Raw genomic sequence first — 22,658 nt, forward strand, 5'->3', positions numbered from 1 at the left:
TGAGAGCACCCCTCTCCCCGTCACTATACGGGGAGAGGATGCTGACAGGCAGGTGAGGGGCAGCGCAAGCCCCCGGAAGGGGTGACGGGGCGGATTCAAAGCTGAAGTGATTCCTGACCCTGCACAAAAACTGCACAACATTGCGGAAAATCTCCTCGGACCCGCCTCGCTGCCTGCATTTCGGCCGGCGAAAAGGGCGCATGCAAGAGCGCGAAAAGCCCCGTTGGTCCCTGCCCCTCCGCGATGACGATTGCTGGCTCATCGATCCGCCGCGTTCGGCGACTCTCTTTCCCTTCATCCGCAAATCTCCGCCCCCCGGCCGGATCAAAGCCGCTGAGAAAACCCGATCATGACATCGCTGCTTACCGCCGCGCCGGGCACTTGCGCGCGCTTCGGCGTTGCCGTCCTGCTTGCCGCGCTGGCCGATTTCTTCTTCTATGGGCAGCCGGTCGGCATCACGCTCTTCCTGTTCGGCATGACGCTGGCCGCCGCGGCCGCGGCGCTCCAGCCGTCGGCGCTCGGCGCCGGCCGGGCCTGGTTCAAACCCGTTGCCCTGCTTGTCGGGCTACTGCCGTTCCTTGAAAATGTCAGCGCGCTGTCCGTCGCGATCGGGCTTGCGGCGCTGGCCGTCTTTACGCTTTCGCTGGTCGGGCGGCTGCGGCGCGGATTTGCCCGCATTGCCGGCCAGGTCGCGCTGTTTCTGCTCGCAGCGCCGTTTCGGTTCGTCCACGATTTCGTCCGCTGGCGCAAGGCGGCGCGGCGGCTTGGCCGGCGGCGCATCGGCTTCGCGGCGATCGCCGTCTGGATCATGCCGCTGACCCTGGGCGCAGTGTTTCTGGCGCTGTTCGGCGCCGCCAATCCGGTTATCGAATACTGGCTGTCGCTGATCGATCTCCACGCACTGCTCGACCTCATCCAGCTGCCGCGGCTGGCCTTCTGGCTGGTCGTGCTTGCCGGCGTCTGGGCTTTTTTGCGCCCGCGCCTGCCGCGCTTCTTGCGCCGCATTGCGCGTCGGGTGACACCTGTCCCTGTCAGCGCGGTGACGACGACGACAAACCCCGCCAGGGCGATCGAGGACATCATCTTCGGCAAGGCCGCCATCCTTCGCGCGCTGGTCATCTTCAACATCCTGTTCGCGATGCAGACCGCGCTCGACGCCACCTATCTGTGGGGCGGCATCGCCCTGCCCGACGGGCTGACCTACGCCGCCTATGCGCATCGCGGCGCCTATCCGCTGATCGTCACGGCGCTGCTCGCCGCCGGTTTCGTGCTGGCGGCGCTCAGGCCGGGAAGTGCCACTTCCAGCGATCCGTTCATCCGCCGGCTGGTCTATGTCTGGGTGGCGCAGAACATCGTGCTGGTCATCTCGTCGATCCTGCGGCTTGAACTCTATGTCGGCATCTATGCGCTGACCTACTGGCGCGTCGCCGCCTTCGTCTGGATGGGGCTGGTGGCGGCGGGCCTTGCCCTGATCATCGCCCGCATCGCGCTCGGAAAATCCAATGAATGGCTGCTTTCCGCCAATCTTCTGACGCTATCGGCGACGCTTTATGCCTGCTCGTTCATCAATTTTGCCGCCCTGATCGCCAACTACAATGTCGAGCACTCATTCGAAATGACCGGCCACGGAACCGAGCTCGATTTCTGGTACCTGCGTTCGCTCGGTCCCAGCGCCCGGCCGGCACTCGATCGCTTCCTCGAGCAGCGGGCCAGGACGAATGCGGCCAGCTTTTCCCCCTACCGCGAACTCGCCCGTTTGCTGGGACAGGACGAGGCCCGCTACCGCGCGGCCCAGGAAAACTGGCGCGCCTGGAGCTTTCGCGACTGGCGGCTCCTTCGCACTCTCGACACGTCTATCCCGTTCGTGGTTCCTCAGGGCTCCGAACCCTTCGTGCCGGGCCGCTGATCGATGCCGCATCACATCCTGATCGCCGACGATGATCCGCACATCCGCGAGATCATCTGTTTCGCGCTCGAAAAGGCCGGCATGAAAACGGATGCGGTAGCCGACGGCGCCGCCGCCTTGCGGGCGATCGAACGCCGCGCGCCCGACCTTGTCGTGCTCGACATCGGCATGCCGGAGATGGACGGGCTGGAGGTCTGCCGGCGGCTGCGGCACACATCGGATGTGCCGGTGCTGTTCCTGTCGGCGCGTGATGAAGAAATCGACCGCATCCTGGGGCTCGAAATGGGTGGCGACGACTATGTCACCAAACCGTTCAGCCCGCGCGAGCTGGTCGCCCGCGTCAACGTCATCCTGCGGCGCGCCCGCCCGGCAAAGGCGGAACCGGCCGACGACAAGCAATTCTCGCATGGCAGGCTGGCTTTGCTGCCGGCCAGCCACACCGCCAGCTTCGACGGCAGGCCGCTGGTGCTGACCTCGATCGAATTCGCCATCCTGAAAGGGTTTCTGGCGCGCCCGGCGCATGTGCTTGGGCGCGAGATGGTGATGGCCAATGCCTATGCCGGCAACATCCATGTCGCCGACCGCACCGTCGACAGCCATATCCGCAACATCCGCGCCAAGCTGGCGGCGGCCGGCTGCACGGACGCGATCGAGACCGTGCATGGCGTCGGCTTCCGGCTCGGCCGGTGCGGCGCGTGACCGCGCAGAAATGGCGCCCGCGCCTCGCCACCATCGTTGTCGCCATCCTGATCATGGTGATGGCGCTGCCGCTGGTCGGCCTGTTCTTCTTCAGGCTCTACGAAAACCAGCTGATCCGCCAGACCGAGGCCGAGCTGATCGCGCAAGGCGCCGCCCTTGCCGCCATCCATGCGCAAGAGGTCCGCGCCGCGGGCATCGCGGCTGAAAAGCTCGGCGCGGCCGTGCCTGCCGACAGCGACAATCCGGACTCTCCCTACCGGCCGATCGAGCCGCGTCTCGATCTTGCGTCCGACAGGGTTCTGGCGACACGGCCCGCGGCGACGGCCGCCACCGTCGATCCCGCCTTCACGGCGATCGGCGCGCGGCTGTCGGGTATTCTTGCCGAGACGCAGAAAACCACGCTTGCCGGCTTCCGGCTGCTCGACCCCAAAGGCGTCGTCATCGCCGGACGCGAAGAGGTCGGCCTGTCGCTCGGCGCCGTCGGCGAGGTTCGCGCAGCCCTTGCCGGCCGCTATGCCAGCGCGCTCCGGCAGAGGGTTCCGAACCAGCCTTCACCTTCGCTCTATTCGGTCAGCCGCGGAACGAGAGTCCGCGTCTTCGTCGCCATGCCGGTCGCCGTCGACGGCAAGGTCGCCGGCGTCGTCTATCTGTCGCGGACGCCGAACAACATCGTCAAGCATCTTTATGGCGAGCGCGGCAAGGTGGTGCTGGCGGCGATCGCCATCCTCGGCGGCACGCTGCTCATCGGCCTGATCTTCCTGCGCACCGTCAGCCGGCCGATCTACGCGCTGATGGAGCGGACAAAGCGGATCGCCGCCGGTGATCGAGCAGCGATCAGGCCGCTCGACCATCATGGCACGCGCGAGATGGCAGCGCTGTCCGACGCTTTCCTCGAGATGGCCGAAAAGCTGCATGCGCGCTCCGACAGCATCCAGACCTTCGCCACCCATGTCTCGCACGAGCTCAAATCGCCGCTGACGGCGATCCAGGGGGCGGCCGAACTGCTGCGCGATTCGGGTAGCGCGATGCATGAGGCCGAGCGGCGGCGGTTTTCAGACAATATCGTCACCGACGCCGGGCGGCTCAATCTGCTGGTGCGCCGTCTGCTCGACCTGGCGCGCGCCGAAAATCTTGCGCCCAGCGGCGAAAGCACATCGCTCAGTGCGGCCCTGGCGCTGTTGCCGACCGGGGACAGGCTGGCGCTTCGTATTGAGGCCGGCGGCGAGACCGGCCTGCGCATCTCGGCCGAGAACGCGGCGATCGTGCTGGCCAATCTCATCGACAATTCGGCGCGGCATGGCGCGACGCTGGTCTCGATCACGGCGGCGAGCGCAGGCGGCAGGGCGACGATCCAAGTGAGCGACGACGGCGCCGGCATTTCGGCCAGCAACCGGGCGCGCATTTTCGAGCCATTCTTCACCACACGCCGCGATTGCGGCGGCACCGGTATGGGCCTCGGCATCGTTCTGGCCCTCCTGAAAGCGCATGATGGCACGATCCGCCTGGTTGACTCCGAGCGCGGCGCGCGCTTCGAGATCATCTTGCCGGCTGCATGAATTGGAGCCTGAACCCGAAAACCGGCTTTCGGGATCATGCTTTGGAACTGGAGAAGCGAAAAGTGCGCTACGACGTCGTCATCATCGGCGGAGCCATCGTCGGCTCCTCGATCGCCTATTATCTGCGCGCGGAAGGGTTTTCAGGCTCGATCGCGCTGGTCGAGCGCGACCCGCAGTTCGCCCATGCGGCGACGACACTGTCCTGCGCTTCGATCCGCCAGCAGTTTTCGATTCCGGAAAACATCCGGCTGTCGCAGTTCACGTTGAAACTGTTCCGGCGGCTGACGGCAGAGTTCGGGGCCGACGCCGATATCGGCTTTCGCGAAGGCGGCTACCTCATCCTTGCCGGCGAGAACGGGTTGCCGATCCTTGAGGCCAACCACCAGACGCAGTTGGCCGAGGGCGCCGACATCGTGCTTGAGGATGCGGAGGCGCTCGTCCGCCGGTTTGCATGGCTGTCGGCCGAGGGCATCACCGCCGGCGCCTATGGCCGCAGCGGCGAGGGCTGGTTCGACGCGCATGCCATGCTGATGCTGTTCCGCAAGGCGCTGCGCGACAAAAAGATCGATTTCATCACCGCCGACGTGACCGGCATCGAACGGCAGGGCGACCGTGTCACCGGCGTCAGCCTCGACAATGGCGAAAGGCTCGATGCCGGCATCGTCGTCAACGCCGCCGGGCCGAATGCCGGAAAAGTCTCGGCAATGGCCGGACTGGTGCTGCCGGTGGAACCGCGCAAGCGCAATGTCTTCATCTTCGAGGCGCGCGAGAAATATGACGACATGCCGCTGCTGGTCGATCCCTCAGGCATCTATGTCCGGCCGGAAGGCTCGGTCTACATCACCGGCGGGGCCGAACCGGAAGAGGGCGACGACCCCGCCGATCCCAGCGATTTCGAACCCGACTGGCCGCTGTTCGAAGAGGTAATCTGGCCGGTGCTGGCGACCCGCATTCCGGCCTTCGAGGCGATCAAGCCGACGCGCGCCTGGGCCGGTCATTACGACTACAACACGCTCGACCAGAACGCGGTGATCGGCCCGCATCCGCAGGTCGGGAATTTCCTGTTCGCCAACGGTTTTTCCGGCCACGGCCTGCAGCAGGCGCCGGCGGTCGGCAAGGCGCTGGCCGAGCTGATCGTGCATGGCGGCTACCGCACGGTGGACTGCTCGGCGTTTGGGTATGAGCGCGTTGCCGAGGGGCGGGCTTTCAGGGAGTTGAATGTGATCTGAGGCTGGCGGACAGAGGGGGGTGCTGTCCTGGGTGCTGTCCCTCGGCACCAAAAGGTTCCGCACCGCAAGGCCAGCCGTCAGCGCTCGCGGCCAAACCAGAACGCGTCCGCCATCCGCGTCATGCCGATCCGTTCGTAGAAGCCGACGGCGTCGGGCACGGAGATCAGTGACAGGGCGACGGATGGCCCGAGCTGCCGCCGCGCTTCGTCGAGCAGGCCCTTGCCGATGCCGAGCCCTTGCGCCGATTTGCAGACGGCGAGCTCGGAAATATAGCACACCCACGAGAAGTCGGTGATGCCTCGGGCGAGGCCAATCAGCGGCTTGCCAGGCGCATCGAGGCGCGCCGTCAACACCAGATCTGCATTGGCAAGCATCGCCTTCAGACGGACGTCGTCATCGATGGGCCGAGTGACGCCGAGGCCGGATTCCACCAGCACGCGGCGGAACTCGGCTGCGTCGAGGTTCGGTTCGGTGGCGTAGAGTACTTTGGGACGTGTTGTCATGCCGGCCAAGGTGCACCATAGGGCGGCAACTTTGAAGCGGTCCGTGCTCTAGGACCAAAGCTTGCGAAAACAGCCGCCTTTTATTTGCCTGCAGCTTTGTGTAAACCGGGCGCCAATACATCCCCGCAGCGAAAAGAAGACGGGCAAGACCTATGGAAAAATTCACCAAGCTCACCGGCGTTGCCGCGCCGATGCCGATCGTCAATGTCGACACCGACATGATCATTCCCAAGGATTATCTCAAGACGATCAAGCGCACCGGGCTCGGCAGCGGACTGTTTGCCGAAATGCGCTACACGGACGACGGCTCGGAAAACCCCGACTTCGTGCTCAACAAGCCGGCCTACCGCAAGGCGCAGATCTTGGTCGCCGGCGACAATTTCGGCTGCGGCTCGTCGCGCGAGCATGCGCCGTGGGCGCTGCTCGACTTCGGCATACGCTGCGTCATCTCGACCTCGTTCGCCGACATTTTCTACAACAACTGCTTCAAGAACGGCATCCTGCCGATCACCGTCAGCCCGGAGGATCTGGACAAGCTGATGGACGACGCCTCGCGCGGGTCCAACGCAACGCTGTCGATCGACCTCGAAGCCAAGGAAATCAGCGGACCGGACGGCGGCGTGGTCAAGTTCGACCTCGACGACTTCAAGCGGCACTGCCTCTTGAACGGGCTCGACGATATCGGCTTGACCATGGAGAAGGCCGACGCCATCGCCTCGTTCGAGAAGAAGAACGCCGAGCTGCGGCCCTGGGCCTGAACGACAGGCCGGGCTCGTGGCGGCTGAACGGAGGGACAGGCATGACACGTTCGCTGCTTGCCGGCGCCTGGGCGCTGGCGTGGACTCTGATGCCGGTGGCTGGCGCGCATGCACAGACCGACACGGTGCTCGTGCCGGCTGACGATGCGTCCGGCGGGGCCGCCGACCTGGGCGCGTCGAGCAATGCGGCCCTGGCCGAGGATGACGGCCAAGCACCGGTCCCGTTCGAGAATGGGCAGCTGACCATCACCCAGCAGGAAGACTATGGCGAGAAGGTGCTGGCCTATGACGGCAAGCAGCTGGCGCGCAATTACGATGTCTTCTTCGACAGGATTGTCGAGGTCGGCGGCGTCACGGTGGCGCTGGTCGATGTCGGCGACGGCGGCAATCAATGCGGTCCGGCCAAGGTGATCGTGTGGAAGCCGGAAGGCGGCACGATCCAAACGACCACCGTCGAGCAGGACGAATGCGGCGCACCGCCGGCCGCGCTATCCGACGGCGCCATCTATTTCGTGCCCAATCTCTTGCCGGGCGAATCGAAGCCGGCGCTGCAATGGTCGCCGACCGGCGGGTTGTCGACCTCGGGCAACCTCGCCTACATGCCGGAGCCGGGTACAGGCTGGAAAGATGTCGACCCGGCGAAATACGACAGCATCGTCGATGCCTTCCATAACGAGGCCGTCTACAGGCAAGCCGCGTCGCTGCTCGGCAAGGAGATGCCCGACATGGCGACCAGCCTGCTGGTCGGCGGCGGCACCGAGAAAACCACCTCGGGCGTCTTCCACGCCAGCGGCTGCATCCCGCATGATTGCGGCGGCGACGACGGCTTCATGGCGATCGATCCGGCCAACCACAAGCTCTATTTCGCCCGCCGCGGCGACAAGCCCGAGCCGGATGCGTGGCCGGCGGTGAACACGTGGCCGGCCGAGGTCAGGGAAGCGATGGACAAGGCGCTCGGTTCGCCGAACTAGCTTCTCTGCTTCATGCCTTCGTTCCCAAGGCGGGGCCGAGCGGCGGCAGTCGTACTCAGACCATCGACAAAAAAGCCCGGCGCATCGCCGGGCTTTCCGTCGAATAGAGACTTGTATCACTCGCCGTCGATCGCCGTGGCGATGCGGGCGATGGCCTGTTGATAGTTGCTCGCGTCATTCCAGCCGGCAATTGCACCGAGATTCGCCTGTGCGCTGGCACCCGCCTGCCAACCATGAGCCTTGAGGAAGTTGGCGGTGGAAGCCAACGCAGTGGCCTTGTCGCGCAGATTTCCGCTGCCGACCCCGTATTTCAAGACATTTCCGGGCAGGAACTGCGTATGGCCAATCTCGCCATGCATGGCGCCGACCGACGAGGCGCTCAACGCGCCGCGATCAACCAGTTTCAGGGCTGCAACAGCATGCGGGTAGAAGAACTCCGGGCGGCGGCAATCATAGGCGAGCGTTACAATGGCAGAGACCGTATTCTGCTTGCCCAAGAAGGAACCGAAGCCGGTCTCCATCCCCCAGATGGCGAGCAACACACCCGGCGTCACGCCGTAGGTCCGTTCGATCTTGTCGAACAGCGCCGCGTTCGACTTCTTCAGTGAACGGCCCTTGGAAATGATCGTGGACGCGCCACGGCGCTTCATGAAAGCATCCACCGAGCCACCGAAAGCCTTGTGGATAGCGCGGTCGGCGGCGATCGTCCTTTTTGCGTAGGTCGCACTAGCCAGAGCGGCCAGACCCTTCGAGCCTACACCGCTGGCCCTTGCTTCCTGCGCGAACTCCGCCTTCCACGCTTCGAAGCCCGCGCCCGTTTTGCCGCATTGGGCGGCCTGTGCCGCTGTTGCCGCCGCAAGCATCATCGATGCCGCCGCCGCTAAAATCTTTGCCTTGGCAAAAAATGCCATGTTGCTCTCCTGGTTGCCTGGATCTTGTCCCAAATACGAATTTGCCAGCGAAACGCCCGCTTGTCACCGTTGGAGCGATTTGCGCCCACTTGGACGCAGTACGCTCCAACACTTTACAATCTGCGCATCGTGCTTTCCGAAAATCGGCACCGATTTTCGAGCCGATGCGCTAAGAACTCGTTTACGCATCCTCGCCGCAGCGCTGGCGAATGCCGGACAACTTGCTTACGATCAAGTAATTATTGTGGCGGGGGGCTAGAATATTCATGGAAGACGTTGACGTCGTGGTCATCGGCGCCGGTTCGGCGGGACTTTCCGCCGCCAGGACCCTGCGTGCGGCCGGCCTTTCCTTCAAGCTGGTCGAAGCGATGAACCGTATCGGCGGCCGCGCCTGGACCAGCGACCAGCATTTCGGTGTTCCTTTCGACATCGGCTGCGCCTGGCTGCACGCGGCCGACCGCAATCCCTACTTTCCCGAGGCGCAAGCCGCTCGCTGGACGCTCCATCATCACGACATGAATGTCGATCATCTCTACTATCGCAACCGAAAGGCGAGCGAGGACGAAGAGGCCGCGATGAAGGCGGCCGATATCAGGCTGTTCGAGCTGCTGGCGGCGCATGAGGTCAAGGTTGGTGACGACGACCGTCTTTCGGCCCTGCTCGCCAAAGGCCATGCGCCGCGCGCCGCCGCCACCTTTGCCGGGCCGATGGACTTTGGCGCCGACGAGGACGAGATATCGATCCGCGACTTTCAGGCTGCCGCCGATCTCGATCCGAACTACTTCACCAAGGAGGGGTTCGGCGCGCTGGTCGCCCGTTTCGGCGCCGACGTGCCGGTCGAGCTGTCGACGCCGGTGCGGAAAATCCTCTGGGACGTGCCCGGCGTCGCCTGCGTCACCGATCGCGGCATCATCCGCGCCAAGGCGGTCATCGTCACCGCCTCGCCGGCGGTGCTCGCCTTCGAGGAGATCGAATTCGCGCCGGCGCTGCCAGACAGGCATTTCGCTGCCTTCTTCGACCTGCCGATGGGCATGCTGACCAAGCTGCCGGTTGAGATCAGGGGCACAAGGCTCGGGCTGGCGCCGTTCGACGACCTGCTGATCGAGCGGCTGGCCAGGCACGACATCTACTTCCTTTGCTTTCCCTTCGACCTCGACCTGATGGTCGGCTTCGTCGGCGGCGATTTCGCTTGGGAGATGTCGGCGGCGGGCGAGGCGGCAGGCGTCGACTTCGTCGTCGATCGGCTGTGCGCCATCTTCGGCGGCGACGTCAGAAAACATGTCGGGCGCGCCATGATGACCAATTGGGGCGGCGAGCGGTTCGTGCGCGGCGCCTATGCGGCGGCCCGACCCGGCCGTTCGCAGGCGCGCGCCACGCTGATGCAGCCGGTGGCGGAAAAAATCTTCTTCGCCGGCGAGCATCTGGCCGGTTCGCTGATGCAGACCTGCGGCGGCGCCAGGCTATCGGGCGAGGCGGTGGCGAGAACGGTCGCCGCCCAGCTTGCGGCAAAATAGCAACAGCAGGAACGCCGGCCGCCGACAGGCGTTTGGGCGATATGCCGCTGCGCACTATATCCGGGCCACATAATTTGAGACCTGGTGATTCGAGATTGGGATGAAGCTCTTCGATTGCCCGCATTGCGGCCACCGCCTCTATTTCGAGAACGCCCAGTGCCTGAACTGCGCCAGCTCCGTGCTCTACGATCCCGGGCATGCGCGCTTCGTGCTGTCTGGCGCCGGCGGCGTTTTCCAGTGCACCAATGCCGACGAGTGCGCCTGCAACTGGATGGCGGAACCTGGCCATGCCTTCTGCGGCGCGTGCGCGCTGAACCAGCTGATCCCGGACCTTTCGGTCGATGGCAACCGCCGTCGCTGGATCCGCGTCGAAGCGGCAAAGAAGCGGGCCATCTATTCGCTGCTAGCCGCCGGACTGCCGGTCGCGCCCAAGCGGAACGCCGGCGACGAGGCCGGCCTCGCCTTCGACTTCCTTGCCGATCCGATCGGCGGTCCGGGTGGCGCGCGCATCCTGACCGGCCATGACAACGGCCTGATCACACTCAATGTCGCCGAGGCGGATTCGGCCGAGCGCGAACGACGGCGCGTCGAGATGGGCGAGAACTATCGCACTTTGCTCGGCCATTTCCGCCATGAACTCGGCCACTATTACTGGGACCGCCTGATCCGCGACGACCCGCAACGGCTTGCCGCCTTCCGCACATTGTTCGGCGACGAGCGCGCCGATTACGAGCAGGCGCTGAAGGCCTACCATGCCAATGGCGCGCCGCCCGACTGGCAGCAGGACCACATTTCCGCCTATGCCACGTCCCATCCCTGGGAGGACTGGGCCGAGACATGGGCACACCATCTGCACATCACCGATACGCTGGAGATGGTGCATGCGCTGAATTTCCCGCTCGGCCGGCTGGAAACCATGGAGGCCAACGACCTGTCGCGGGGCGACACCGGCGGCGAGCTCCAGCCGGCGCCGTCGGAACCTGCCGCCGTTCCCGAACCGTTCGAAAAGATCCTGGCCCGCTGGCTGGTGCTGTCGGAAGCGTCCAACTCGATCAACCGCTGCATGGGCTTGCCGGACCTCTATCCCTTCGTCATCTCGGAGCTGACGGCACAGAAGCTGGCCTTCGTCCATGAACTCCTGACCGGAGTCGTGAAAGAAACCGGAACAAAACGTGAGCCGGCCGAGGCGTTTTAGCCGGAACGCATGAGGTCTTGTTTCGTTTTCGTTCGCGAGGGACCATCAACACGGAGCGAAACCATGAAGCGCATACTGTTTCCTGCTGTCGCCGGAGCGCTTGTCGCCATGTCCGGCACAGCCTTGGCCGATACCGCCGTTTCGGCGGTCGCCGATCTTAACATTCGCGCCGGCCCAGGGCCGCAATACCCGGTGATCGGCGTGCTCGCCGCCGGCCAGTCGGCAACGCTCGATGGCTGCATCCAAAACAGCAAATGGTGCACCATAGCCGAGGCCAATGGCCAAGGCTGGATCTATTCCGACTATGTGACGGCCGATTTCGGCGGCAACGAGGTCGTCCTGACCCGGCGCCCGGCCGACGCAGACATTACCATCGTCGAAGCCCCCGCCGATGTCGACGATCCCGACATCTATACCGGAGCGATCGTCGCTGGCGAGCCGATGGAGCCGATCAGGCGGCCGCCGGCCGAAGTCCGAACCTACATCGAGACCAACCGGGTCGACCCGGTTTATCTCGAGGGCGAGGTGGTTACCGGCGCGACCTTGCCCGATTCCGTCGAGTTGCGCGAGATTCCGGACTATGACTACCGCTATGTCTATGTGAACGGTCAGCCGGCACTGGTCGACCCCGGCACCCGACGCATCATGTACGTCGAGCGCTGACGGTGCCGAACAGGGCAATCGCCTTGGACGAATGACGGAACTGTCGAAGTCGGCGCCGCCCCTTATCGCCCTGCCGGGCGCTTCTCCCCGTATAGTGACGGGGAGAAGCGCCCTCTTCTGCAATGCTGGCGATTAGCGAAATCGTTGGGAGAGCACCCCTCTCCCCGTTCACGGGGAGAGGATGCCGGCAGGCAGGTGAGGGGCGGCGCCAACGCCGATTGCCGTGACGATTGCGCGGCACGACCCGATCGAATAGATCATGCGACCCGAAGCACCAGCCCGTGAGCCCGCGTGATAGACCCTGCCGCCTTCGAGCGCTATCGGCATACTCCCAACGCCAAGACGACCCTGCCGCGGCTCCTGCTCGGAACGGCGATCGTCGTCCTGTTCTGGGTCGCGACGACCGTCGCCGTGCTGTTCGGCGGCACCTATTTCTTCGTCGTCTGGCAAGCATCGTCCGGCGCCCCGATGGAAGGAGGGGCGGTGCAGAATTTCATGGCCTCGCCCACCGGGATCCTTGCCGCGCTCGCCTCCTTTGCCGGAATCTGGCTCGGCCTGTGGGCTGCCATGCGCTGGGTCCATCGCGAGCCGCTGATGGCGCTGATCGGCACCAGCCGCCGCGTTTCGCGCTCGGGATTTTTTAGGGGATTGGCCGCGGTGCTGGTCACATCGCTGCTCTCCGAGATACTGCTCTATCTCTTGCAGCCCGACATTGCGCGCGGTGCGATCGGCCTGTCGTCCTGGCTGCTGTTCCTGATCCCGATCGCCGCGCTGACCCTGCTGCAGACCTCGTCCGAAGAGGTGCTGTTTCGCGGCTATCTCCTCAGGGGCCTGGCCAACCGCTTTCAAAACCCCTTCATCTGGGCGCTGCTGCCAGGACTTCTGTTCACTGCGATGCATTGGAACCCAGGCTCGACGACCGCCATCAACGCCTGCGTGCTGGCCTCGATCGCCGCTTTTGCGCTGCTCCTGACGCTTGTGGTCTATGCCACGGGCAATCTCGGCGCGGCCTTCGGCGCCCACCTCGGCAACAATCTGACCGGCTTCCTGCTGATTTCGCACCAGCAAAGCTACAATTCCTTCGCCCTGTTCAACGCCAAGCCGCTCGAAGGCCCCGGCTGGACGACGCTTGATGCCGTCCTCATCGCGGCGATCGGCATCGTCTGCAGCCTGTTGACCGTTCTGCTGCTGCTGCACCCGCGCTCGCCGCTGAAGGTCGACCCGGATTTTTGGCACCCCGGCGGCCCAAGCTGATGCGCATCACGCTGGTGGTGCTGCCATAAACCAAACCGGCCCGGTTCAGCGTATTCGGCCCCGCACCTTGACTCCGCGGCCGATTTCCTGTCTACAGCCCGCGAATTCCGCGACGAGTATCCCTCCGAGCAAGCCGACCGGGACGCCGAAGCCTGTTTGAGGCGACGTGCTGTAAATCGATCCTGGAGGCCAACATCCGGCAGCGCTGTGCGCCCCCGGGTGCTTTTTGGCTTTGGGCTTTTGCCTGGACAGCTTGGGTTGGATACTGGGCGCGAACGCATTACCTCTCGGGCATCATCCGGGTGCCAGGGAAAAGGAAGAAGAATGTTTGAATCGCTACAGGAACGTCTTGGTTCGATCCTGAACGGCCTCACCGGCCGCGGCGCCCTGTCCGAGGCCGATGTCTCGGCGGCGCTGCGCGAGGTGCGCCGTGCGCTGCTTGAGGCCGACGTTGCGCTGGAAGTGGTGCGTTCCTTCACCGACAAGGTGCGCGAGAAGGCCGTCGGCGCCGCCGTGCTGAAGTCGATCAAGCCCGGGCAGATGGTCGTCAAGATCGTCCATGACGAGCTGGTCGGGATGCTGGGCGCCGAGGGCGTCGCCATCGACCTCAATGCACCGGCTCCGGTCGTCATCATGATGGTCGGCCTGCAGGGTTCCGGCAAGACCACGACATCGGCTAAGATCGCCAAGCGTCTTACTGAGCGTCAGAACAAGAAGGTCCTGATGGCCTCGCTCGACACGCGGCGTCCCGCCGCGCAGGAGCAGCTCCGTCAGCTCGGCGAGCAGGTCAAGGTCGCCACGCTGCCGATCGTCGAGGGCCAGACGCCGGTCGACATCGCCCGCCGCGCCGTGCAGGCGGCAAAGCTCGGCGGCCATGACGTTGTCATCCTCGACACCGCCGGCCGCACCCATATAGACGAGCCGCTGATGGTCGAGATGGCCGACATCAAGAAGGTCTCGTCGCCGCACGAAATCCTTTTGGTCGCCGATTCGCTGACGGGCCAGGATGCCGTCAATCTGGCAAAAAGCTTCGATGAGCGCGTCGGCATCACCGGCCTGGTGCTGACCCGTATGGATGGCGACGGCCGTGGTGGTGCGGCACTTTCCATGCGCGCCGTCACCGGCAAGCCGATCAAGCTGATCGGCACCGGCGAGAAAATGGACGGGTTGGAGGAATTCCATCCCAAGCGCATCGCCGACCGCATTCTCGGCATGGGCGACATCATCAGCCTCGTCGAAAAGGCTGCCGAAAACATCGACGCCGAGCAGGCGGCGGCGATGGCCAAGAAGATGCAGTCGGGCAAGTTCGACCTGAACGATCTTGCCGGCCAGCTTCAGCAGATGTCGAAGATGGGCGGCATGGGCGGCATCATGGGCATGATGCCGGGCATGGGCAAGATGAAGGACCAGATGGCTGCCGCCGGTCTCGACGACAAGATGTTCGGCCGCCAGCTCGCCATCATCTCGTCGATGACCAAGGCCGAGCGCGCCAACCCCGATATTCTGAAGCACTCGCGCAAGAAGCGCATCGCCGCAGGCTCCGGCACCGATGCGGCCGAGATCAACAAGCTCCTGAAGATGCACCGCGGCATGGCCGACATGATGAAAGCGATGGGCGGCAAGGGCAAAGGCGGTGGCCTGATGCGTGGCATGATGGGCGGTCTGGCCCAGAAGATGGGACTCGGCGGCATGATGCCAGGGGGCATGGGTGGCCCGGGCGGCATGATGGGCGGCGGCATGCCGGACCTGTCCAGGATGGACCCCAAGCAGCTCGAAGCCTTGCAGAAGCAGGCACAGGCAGCCGGTCTCGGCGGCATGAAGGGTCTTCCCGGTGGCCTCCCAGGTGGCGGTGGTCTGCCTGGGCTGCCCGGCGGCATGAAGCTTCCTGGTTTGCCAGGATCCGGCGGCAGTCTGCCAATGCTCGGCAAGAACGCTCCTGGCAAGAAGAAGTGAGGGCGCGATGAACGAAGAGAAGGACATGGCCGACGCACGCGCGGCGCTGGTCGACTACCGCGCCTCGATCGACAACATCGACGCGGCGCTCATCCACATGCTGGCCGAGCGTTTCCGCTGCACCAAGGCGGTCGGCGAGCTGAAGGCATCGCATGGCCTGCCGCCGGCCGATCCGGCGCGCGAGCAGCAGCAGATCGCCCGCCTTCGCCAACTGGCGAAGGACGCCCATCTCGACCCGGATTTCGCGGAGAAATTCCTGAACTTCGTCGTCCGCGAAGTGATCCGCCATCACGAGCATATCGCCGCATCCAACGGCGGAACGAAAACCGGCTGAGGACCAGCCGTAAACCCGAAAATCAGCGTTTTTAGGAGAAAAGAAATGCCATTGAAAATCCGACTGGCCCGTGCGGGCTCGAAAAAGCGTCCCTATTACCACGTCGTCGTCGCCGACGCCCGTTCGCCGCGCGACGGCCGTTTCATCGAGTCGCTCGGCTCGTGGAACCCGCTGCTGCCCAAGGACGGCGAGCGGGTCAAGGTCGACGCCGACCGCGTCAAGCATTGGCTCTCGCACGGCGCCCAGCCGACCGACCGCGTGCTGCGCTTCCTCGACGAGGCCGGCATCGCCAAGCGTGAAGCCCGCTCCAATCCGAAGAAGGCCGAGCCCGGCAAGAAGGCGCAGGAGCGCGCCGCACTTCTGAAGAAGGCGCAGGACGATGCAGCCGCCGCTGTTGCCGCCGCGGCAGCCGCGCCGGCCGAGGCGGAAGCCGCGACCGCCGAATAATCCGCTTTTTATCGCTTACGAAACGGCGGGCGCTTTGCCCGCCGTTTCATTTCGTCGGAGCTATGACGCGGCCCGATCAATAGCCTGCCGGGCAGCGGGCGATGTAGACGCGTCCATAGCGATCGCGATAGCGGCACCGGCCGGGTTCGGTCGCACGACCGATCAGTGCGCCGGCGACGGCGCCGACAGCACCACCAACAACAGCTCCCTCCACCGGGTCATTTGCAACGGCAGCGCCGACAGCAGCGCCTCCCAGGCCACCGACCGCGGCGCCCTGTTCTGTCCGGGAACAGGCTGCGAGCGTGGTTGCCAATATGATCATGACCACCAATTTCTTCATCGTCGCTCCTCCCAAATGGGGTTTTCCGTCCTCGCCCCACATCGTCTAACTCGCAACCGGGCGATTTGATCCAAGGACAAGGAAGAAGGGTGGCGGCAGACAGCCGCCTCTCTGGCGGCGCGACCGCCATCGAAAGGCTTTTGACGCCGCCGCTATCGGCTGAACGGGATCAGCGAGCGCACCCCGGGATTGCGCAGGAAAAGGCCGCCCCACAGAATGAGGCCGAGATAGACGCCGAACAATGTGTGCGAGAACAGCGGGCTGCCAAGACGCGCGTGGGTCGCGATGGCGCCGCCGAGATAGGCGGTGAGCAGGACGGCGCCGAGCACCGAGGTGCGCGGCACCGCATAGAGCGCGGTCGAGACCAGCCCGATGATGCCGAGCATGCGCGAGACATCGGGATCGGCCGACCAGCCGAGTTGCACCATGGTCTGGGTGACGACATCGAGCGGCGGCAGCTTGATGACGCCGTCGAAGATCATGAACAGCACGATGAGGGCGCTGAGCCCGCGGCCGGTCCACAGCGCGCCGGGCGTGACGGATGCTGTTTGAGACATGGTCATTGGTCCTCCGGTTGTTTCGAGCCCTCTTGGCGAGGGTCGAACCAAGGACGCGGCGTGAGGCGGCGATCCGACACGCTTATGATTTTTCCAGCGCACGGTGCTTCGGTGAGCGCGGGAACAAACCCTAGGAAAAATAGTATTTTTTGGCGGGGATCATTTTTGGCGGCGCTTCGCCGAGCGCCTCGAACACCGAGATTTCACAGACGCGGCACAGACCGTCGAGGGCGAGATCGTTGGCCTCGGTGCCGAACGGGTCCTCGAGTTCCTCCGAAAGCGCGTCAAGGCCGAAAAAGGTGTAAGCGATCAGCGCCGTGAACAGCGGCGTCGCCCAACCGGCAGTCGAGGCCAGCCCAAACGGCAGCAGCAGGCAGAAGATATAGGCGGTGCGCTGCAACAGCAGCGTGTAGGCAAACGGAAGCGGTGTTCCCATGATGCGCTCGCAGCCGGCCTGCGCTGCGGCGATTTGCGACAGGCGCTCGTCGAGAATGCGGTAGCCCATGACATCGATTGCGCCGGCCCTGTACAACGCGGCGGCTCGCTCGCCCATCCGCCGCAGCATGGCGTCCGGCGGGTTGGCCAGCTTGGCAGCACTTTCGGCCGCTTCATCGATGAACGCGCGTGCTTCGGTCGTGGCATCGACCCGCCGAAGCAGGCCGCGCAGGAAGTGACAGAAGGCGATCGCCTCCATCAGCAGCCCGCGCAGTTCGACCCGATCCTCGATCAACCCGGTGCTGGCGCGCGCCAGATTGCGAATGTCGAACACAAGCTGGCCCCACAGCTTGCGCGCCTCCCACCAGCGGTCATAGGCGGCATTGTTACGGAAGCCGAGATAGATCGACAGCGCCACACCGAGCAAGGCGAGCGGCGCGGGCCCGGCATTGCCGAGGTCAAGCTGCAGGGCCCTGACCGCCAGCACCACCAGTGCGCCATAAATGCCGAAGCCGAAGATCTGCGGCAGGATGCGCGGCACCACCGAGCCGCGCATGATGAAGAACAGATGCAAAAATCCCGGGCGCGGGCGAACGATCATCGAAACCCCTTTCACGGACCGGCAATGATCCTGGTCGGTTCCATTGTGCGACGCAATACACGCACAAGCCCAGCCGCCAGCGACATGGCGATGTCGTCTTGCCGGTTTGAGCGCAGAGCAGGGCCAGGTGATGCCGGCCCGACGCGACCTAACTGAGGCGCCGGTGCCGCCCCTCATCCGCCTGCCGGCACCCCGGCCCTTCGCTGTCGCTACGGGTGTTCGTCGTTCGGAAAGCCAAGCAATTGGCTTTCCGTCCGCTTCGCGGACCGCTTCTCACCCCCGTGAACGGGGTGAAGGGAGCTAACCGGCCGAAGGCCGAGTCCGCGACTGCGGGCCGCCGGTCGTCCGGCGCCCCCGCGGGGGCCCGCAGCGGCAGCGGCGATACGGCCCGTGAGCGAGAAGTTACGCCGCCTTCTTCTTCGGTTGGATCAGCCCGCGCTCGATCAGCAATTCGGCGATCTGCACCGCGTTGAGTGCCGCGCCCTTGCGCAGATTGTCGGAGACGATCCACATCGACAGGCCGTTGTCGACGGTCGAATCCTCGCGGATGCGCGAGATGAAGGTCGCGTCCTCGCCGGCCGAGTCCAGCGGCGTGATGTAGCCGCCGTCCTCGCGCTTGTCGAGAACCTGGCAGCCCGGCGCTTCGCGCAGGATCTCACGTGCTTCCTCGGCGGTGATCGGCTTTTCGAACTCGATGTTGACCGCTTCGGAATGGCCGATGAACACCGGCACGCGCACGCAGGTCGCCGTCAGCTTGATCTTGGGGTCGAGCATCTTCTTGGTCTCGGCGACCATCTTCCACTCTTCCTTGGTGAAGCCGTCGTCGAGGAAGACGTCGATGTGCGGGATGACGTTGAAGGCGATGCGCTTGGTGAACTTCTTGACGTCGACCTGGTCGGCGACGAACACCGCGCGGGTCTGCGTGAACAGTTCGTCCATGCCTTCCTTGCCGGCGCCGGATACCGATTGATAGGTGGCGACGACGACACGCTTGATGGTGGCGAGGTCATGCAGCGGCTTCAACGCCACGACCAGTTGCGCCGTCGAGCAGTTCGGGTTGGCGATGATGTTCTTGCGCGTGAACAGCGAAATCGCGTCCGGGTTCACTTCCGGCACGATCAGCGGCACGTCCTGGTCATAGCGGAAGGCCGACGAATTATCGATGACGACGCAACCCTGCTTGCCGATCTTCGGCGACCATTCCTTCGAAACGTTGCCGCCGGCCGACATGATGCAGATGTCGGTATCGGAAAAATCATATTGGTCGAGCGCCCTGACCTTCAGCGTGCGATCGCCGAACGACACTTCCGTGCCCTGGCTGCGCCGCGAGGCCAGCGCCACCACCTCGCTCACCGGAAAGCCGCGCTCTTCCAGTATGTTGAGCATTTCCCGACCCACATTGCCCGTGGCGCCGACGATTGCAACCTTGAAACTCATCGAAATCTCCTGTCCTCTCCGCTCGGTTTTTTTGGAGAAAACCCGCCGGCCGATGCGGGTTTCAACCCCCGGGCCGGACCCGGGAGAGGGTGGTTAGGCCAAGGGATTCAGACCGTTTTAGTGGTCGTTTTACCGGTTTTTTTGGCCAAGAACGTGGTTTTGCTGGAACGAGTAGACGCGCCGAAACGCCCGGCCCAATGGTTCGCATTGCGGCCCGGGACGTCGAAGGCAAGAAGCGCCATCAAAAGGCCGCGCATCGAAACTACCCCATTCGGTGCCGGCTTTTACGCGGTTTGCGTAAAGAGTCAATCGCGACGCGCCAGGCGGCTTGCCCTGTACAATGGCGGCGGCGCGAAGTACGAACGATTGGATCGTTTGGCTCGTGGCGCTCCTGGCGCTCGCCGACGGATGACCCATTGCCGGGCATAAAAGAATCCGAATTCCGAAAGAGTGAAATGTCCAATTTCGAAGCACTTGTCCCCGCGCTGGCAAAGGCGCTGGAAAAACGCGGCTATGTCAAGCTGACGCCGGTGCAGAAGGCGGTACTCGAGCTCGGACAGGCCGATGCGCTGGTTTCCGCCCAGACCGGCTCCGGCAAGACCGTCGCCTTCGGGCTGGCTCTGGCGCCGACCCTTCTCGACGGCGCCGAGCGCTTTTCCCAAGCCGCAGCACCGCTGGCGCTGGCCGTGGCACCGACGCGGGAGCTCGCTTTGCAGGTGACGCGCGAGCTCGAATGGCTCTACGAACTGACCGGCGCAGCGATAGCGTCCTGCGTCGGCGGCATGGACATGCGGACCGAGCGCCGCACGCTGGAGCGCGGCGCCCATATCGTCGTCGGCACGCCCGGCCGGCTGCGCGACCACATTACCCGCAATTCGCTCGACATGTCCGAGCTGAAGGCAGTGGTGCTCGACGAGGCCGACGAGATGCTCGATCTCGGCTTTCGCGAGGATCTGGAATTCATCCTCGACGCCGCGCCGGCCGAGCGCCGCACCTTGATGTTTTCGGCCACCGTGCCGCGCTCCATCGCCACGCTGGCCAAGGGCTACCAGCGCGATGCGGTGCGCATCTCGGCCGGCGGCGAGGAGAAGCAGCATCTCGACATTGAATACCGGGCACTGAGCGTGGCCCAGGCCGACCGGGAAAATGCCATCATCAACGTGCTGCGCTATTACGAGGCGAAGAACGCACTGGTGTTCTGCAACACGCGCGCCGCCGTCAATCACCTGACCGCGCGCTTCAACAACCGTAACTTTTCCGTCGTTGCGCTTTCGGGCGAGCTGAGCCAGAACGAGCGCAGCCACGCGCTGCAGGCGATGCGCGACGGCCGCGCAAAAGTCTGCATCGCCACCGACGTGGCGGCGCGCGGCATCGACCTGCCCAACCTCGAACTGGTGATCCACGCCGACCTGCCGACCAATCCGGAGACGCTGCTGCACCGAAGCGGGCGGACGGGACGGGCGGGACGCAAGGGTGTCAGCGCGCTGATCGTGCCCAACAATGCCCGCAGGCGCACCGAACGGCTGCTGCAAAGCGCTGGCCTTGCGGCGACCTGGGCAAGCCCGCCTTCGGCCGACGACGTCCTGCGCCGCGACGACGAGCGCATCCTCGCCGACCCGGTTTTCAGCGAGCCTGTGACGGATGATGAACGCGGCTTCATCAATGCGCTTCTTCAGCAGCACGGCCCCGATCAGGTGGCCGCCGCCTTCGTGCGTCTGTGCCGCTCCAGCCGCTCGGCGCCCGAGGATCTCCTAGACGTCGCTCCGTTCACGCCATCGGGCGACAGGCCCTCTGGCGACAGATCTGCCCGTCGCGACGAGGCGCCAAGCCGCCGCGACGATTTTGGCGACAGCGTCTGGTTCTCGCTGTCGGTGGGACGCAGGCAGAATGCCGAGCCGCGCTGGCTGATCCCGATGCTGTGCCGGACCGGCGGCATCTCCAAGCGCGAGATCGGCGCCATCAAGATGCAGCCGGAGGAAACTTTCGTGCAGATCGCGGCGGATTGGGCCGATCGGTTCCTCCAGGCGATCGGCCCGGACCGCAAGCTGCAGAACAACATCGCGGTGAAGCGGCTGGACGGCACGCCCGACCTGTCGCGGGCCGGCTATCAGGAGCCACGGCCGGACAAGAAGCCGCACCGCGGCAAGCGGACGTTCGACCAGAACGCGCCCAAATTCGAGAAGCGCGCACCGTCAGCCGATCAGCGCCCCGCCGCATTCGAGGCAAAACCCTGGGCCGGGAAGACAAGCAAGCCGAAATTCGACAAGGCCGGACCCGCCAAGAGCAAGAAAGCGAAGAAGCGGCCGGCTTAGCGATTTGCTGGCATCGTTGGCTTGTCATGGCCTGCAAGGGCTGGCCCTCGCCAAGGGAATCGATTCAGGTCTGCGCCGCCCCTCATCCGCCTGCCGGCACCTTCTCCCCGTTAACGGGGAGAAGCCCGCTGGCCGCAGCCTCGGCGTTCTTTCCGCGACGCCCGCGATTGGCGAAGCCGGCGATGACAGCGTCCTTCTCCCCGTCACTATACGGGGAGTGCCCGGCAGGGCGATGAGGGGCGGCGCAGACTTCGACGATTGGTCGTCTCCAACACGAGTGGCGCGCTATCTTTTGTCTGGAGCGATGCTCCCGCGCACGCACCCCTTGCGGTCTGCCGCAACTTTGAACAGTCTGGCCAGCGGGACGAGGGGCAGGACATGCGCGGCGAAGTGCTTCACTATGACGAGGACCAGGGTTTTGGTTTCATCTCCGGGGCCGACGGCAACCGCTACACGTTCGCGCGCGAGGATCTGCGCCGAGAGGCGACGATAGGCAGGGGCACGGCCATCGAGTTCCAGCCGGCTGGCGGACGGGCACGCGAGGTTTTTTCGATCCGTGTCCAGGCTGCCAGTCCGACGGACGCAACCGTGGCCCCGTCTCAGGCCGGCAATGCGCCCGTGGCGCCGCAACATTTCGGCCGTTTCGCTGAGAATGCTCCCGCCACCGACCTTTGGAGCTACTTCCGGCGGGGCCTGACTGAAAATTACTTCAATTTCGCCGGCCGTGCCCGCCGCAAGGAATATTGGGGCTATTGCCTGTTCTGGGCGATCGCGCTGATCGTGGTCGTCGGCGTCGGCCTCTTCATCGACGACGCGATGGGCGATCTTGACGAATTGCCGGCAGCGACGGTCGGTCTTTGCGGCGCGTTTGTGCTGGCGACAATCCCGCCTTGGATCGGACTGAACGTGCGTCGCCTGCACGACATCGGCCTGACCGGCTGGCTTTTTCTGGCGGTGCTCATCCCGACCATCGGCTGGCTGATCATCCTGGTCTTCGCGCTGATCCCGACGCAGGCCCGTGAAAATCAGTGGGGCCCGGTGCCGGCGGGGGTCAGGGCCTAGCTGGTCGACACAGCGATTTTG

The 22,658-nt window shown here is 64.7% G+C and carries 21 protein-coding genes; 15 read left to right on the plus strand and 6 right to left on the minus strand.

All coding sequences use genetic code 11. The annotated features are described in order from the left end of the window. Positions 1 to 349: 349 nt before the first annotated feature. From AC0L28_RS04830 to AC0L28_RS04845, 4 genes are all read left to right on the plus strand, one after another. The gene (locus AC0L28_RS04830; RefSeq protein ID WP_473475942.1) at positions 350 to 1,906 is read left to right on the plus strand and encodes a DUF4153 domain-containing protein; all 1,557 of its coding nucleotides are present in this window, start codon (positions 350 to 352) and stop codon (positions 1,904 to 1,906) included. A gap of 3 nt (positions 1,907 to 1,909) precedes the next feature. Then, positions 1,910 to 2,605: a response regulator gene (locus AC0L28_RS04835; protein ID WP_473475944.1), complete on the plus strand. Its 696-nt coding sequence runs from the start codon at positions 1,910 to 1,912 to the stop codon at positions 2,603 to 2,605. Positions 2,606 to 2,664: 59 nt separating this feature from the next. Then, positions 2,665 to 4,161 carry an ATP-binding protein gene (locus tag AC0L28_RS04840; protein ID WP_473476271.1) on the plus strand — a complete coding sequence of 499 codons (1,497 nt, stop codon included), beginning with the start codon at positions 2,665 to 2,667 and terminating at the stop codon, positions 4,159 to 4,161. 62 nt (positions 4,162 to 4,223) lie between these two features. After that, the gene (locus tag AC0L28_RS04845; protein WP_473475946.1) at positions 4,224 to 5,390 is read left to right on the plus strand and encodes an NAD(P)/FAD-dependent oxidoreductase; all 1,167 of its coding nucleotides are present in this window, start codon (positions 4,224 to 4,226) and stop codon (positions 5,388 to 5,390) included. 77 nt (positions 5,391 to 5,467) lie between these two features. Here the strand turns inward: AC0L28_RS04845 and AC0L28_RS04850 are convergent, their stop codons facing one another. Next, a complete protein-coding gene (locus AC0L28_RS04850) occupies positions 5,468 to 5,893 on the minus strand; it encodes a GNAT family N-acetyltransferase (protein ID WP_473475949.1) in 426 nt (141 codons plus the stop codon). Between the two features lie 152 nt (positions 5,894 to 6,045). Between AC0L28_RS04850 and leuD the strand changes: the two genes are divergently transcribed. Next, positions 6,046 to 6,651 (plus strand): 3-isopropylmalate dehydratase small subunit, encoded by a 606-nt coding sequence (leuD, locus tag AC0L28_RS04855; RefSeq protein ID WP_473475952.1) that lies wholly within the window; start codon positions 6,046 to 6,048, stop codon positions 6,649 to 6,651. Between the two features lie 41 nt (positions 6,652 to 6,692). Then, positions 6,693 to 7,622 carry a hypothetical protein gene (locus AC0L28_RS04860; RefSeq protein ID WP_023803773.1) on the plus strand — a complete coding sequence of 310 codons (930 nt, stop codon included), beginning with the start codon at positions 6,693 to 6,695 and terminating at the stop codon, positions 7,620 to 7,622. A gap of 116 nt (positions 7,623 to 7,738) precedes the next feature. Here AC0L28_RS04860 and AC0L28_RS04865 read toward each other — a convergent pair whose 3' ends face one another. Further along, the gene (locus AC0L28_RS04865) at positions 7,739 to 8,533 is read right to left on the minus strand and encodes a lytic murein transglycosylase (protein WP_023803772.1); all 795 of its coding nucleotides are present in this window, start codon (positions 8,531 to 8,533) and stop codon (positions 7,739 to 7,741) included. Positions 8,534 to 8,799: 266 nt separating this feature from the next. Here AC0L28_RS04865 and AC0L28_RS04870 point away from each other — a divergent pair, with 266 nt between their 5' ends. The 7 genes from AC0L28_RS04870 (at position 8,800) to rpsP (ending at position 15,893) form a co-directional block, all read left to right on the plus strand. Then, positions 8,800 to 10,047 carry a flavin monoamine oxidase family protein gene (locus tag AC0L28_RS04870; protein ID WP_473475954.1) on the plus strand — a complete coding sequence of 416 codons (1,248 nt, stop codon included), beginning with the start codon at positions 8,800 to 8,802 and terminating at the stop codon, positions 10,045 to 10,047. A 100-nt stretch (positions 10,048 to 10,147) separates the two neighbouring features. Further along, entirely contained in the window at positions 10,148 to 11,242 is a 1,095-nt protein-coding gene (locus tag AC0L28_RS04875; RefSeq protein ID WP_023803770.1) for a zinc-binding metallopeptidase family protein, read from the plus strand. 63 nt (positions 11,243 to 11,305) lie between these two features. Then, a complete protein-coding gene (locus AC0L28_RS04880; protein WP_473475956.1) occupies positions 11,306 to 11,905 on the plus strand; it encodes a DUF1236 domain-containing protein in 600 nt (199 codons plus the stop codon). A gap of 291 nt (positions 11,906 to 12,196) precedes the next feature. Then, entirely contained in the window at positions 12,197 to 13,159 is a 963-nt protein-coding gene (locus AC0L28_RS04885) for a lysostaphin resistance A-like protein (protein WP_473475959.1), read from the plus strand. Between the two features lie 324 nt (positions 13,160 to 13,483). After that, positions 13,484 to 15,112 (plus strand): signal recognition particle protein, encoded by a 1,629-nt coding sequence (gene ffh / locus AC0L28_RS04890; protein ID WP_473475962.1) that lies wholly within the window; start codon positions 13,484 to 13,486, stop codon positions 15,110 to 15,112. 7 nt (positions 15,113 to 15,119) lie between these two features. Beyond that, positions 15,120 to 15,446 carry a chorismate mutase gene (locus AC0L28_RS04895; RefSeq protein ID WP_023803766.1) on the plus strand — a complete coding sequence of 109 codons (327 nt, stop codon included), beginning with the start codon at positions 15,120 to 15,122 and terminating at the stop codon, positions 15,444 to 15,446. Between the two features lie 45 nt (positions 15,447 to 15,491). Next, positions 15,492 to 15,893: a 30S ribosomal protein S16 gene (gene rpsP / locus AC0L28_RS04900; RefSeq protein ID WP_027153676.1), complete on the plus strand. Its 402-nt coding sequence runs from the start codon at positions 15,492 to 15,494 to the stop codon at positions 15,891 to 15,893. Between the two features lie 76 nt (positions 15,894 to 15,969). On the opposite strand, the gene AC0L28_RS04905 is transcribed toward rpsP, so the two are convergent. From AC0L28_RS04905 to AC0L28_RS04920, 4 genes are all read right to left on the minus strand, one after another. Beyond that, positions 15,970 to 16,233 (minus strand): YMGG-like glycine zipper-containing protein, encoded by a 264-nt coding sequence (locus AC0L28_RS04905; RefSeq protein ID WP_287173062.1) that lies wholly within the window; start codon positions 16,231 to 16,233, stop codon positions 15,970 to 15,972. 152 nt (positions 16,234 to 16,385) lie between these two features. After that, entirely contained in the window at positions 16,386 to 16,796 is a 411-nt protein-coding gene (locus AC0L28_RS04910) for a DoxX family protein (RefSeq protein ID WP_473475966.1), read from the minus strand. Between the two features lie 124 nt (positions 16,797 to 16,920). Further along, on the minus strand, positions 16,921 to 17,826 hold the full coding sequence (locus AC0L28_RS04915) for a bestrophin family protein (protein ID WP_023803762.1): 906 nt from the start codon (positions 17,824 to 17,826) through the stop codon (positions 16,921 to 16,923). Positions 17,827 to 18,228: 402 nt separating this feature from the next. Next, the gene (locus tag AC0L28_RS04920; protein ID WP_091592145.1) at positions 18,229 to 19,263 is read right to left on the minus strand and encodes an aspartate-semialdehyde dehydrogenase; all 1,035 of its coding nucleotides are present in this window, start codon (positions 19,261 to 19,263) and stop codon (positions 18,229 to 18,231) included. A gap of 455 nt (positions 19,264 to 19,718) precedes the next feature. Between AC0L28_RS04920 and AC0L28_RS04925 the strand changes: the two genes are divergently transcribed. Both AC0L28_RS04925 and AC0L28_RS04930 read left to right on the plus strand, forming a co-directional pair. Continuing rightward, entirely contained in the window at positions 19,719 to 21,575 is a 1,857-nt protein-coding gene (locus AC0L28_RS04925; protein WP_473475969.1) for a DEAD/DEAH box helicase, read from the plus strand. Between the two features lie 378 nt (positions 21,576 to 21,953). Next, complete coding sequence (locus AC0L28_RS04930) at positions 21,954 to 22,637, plus strand: DUF805 domain-containing protein (RefSeq protein ID WP_473475971.1); 684 nt, start codon at positions 21,954 to 21,956, stop codon at positions 22,635 to 22,637. The last annotated feature ends 21 nt before the right edge of the window (positions 22,638 to 22,658 follow it).

It is taken from the genome of Mesorhizobium sp. WSM4847 (assembly GCF_055811335.1).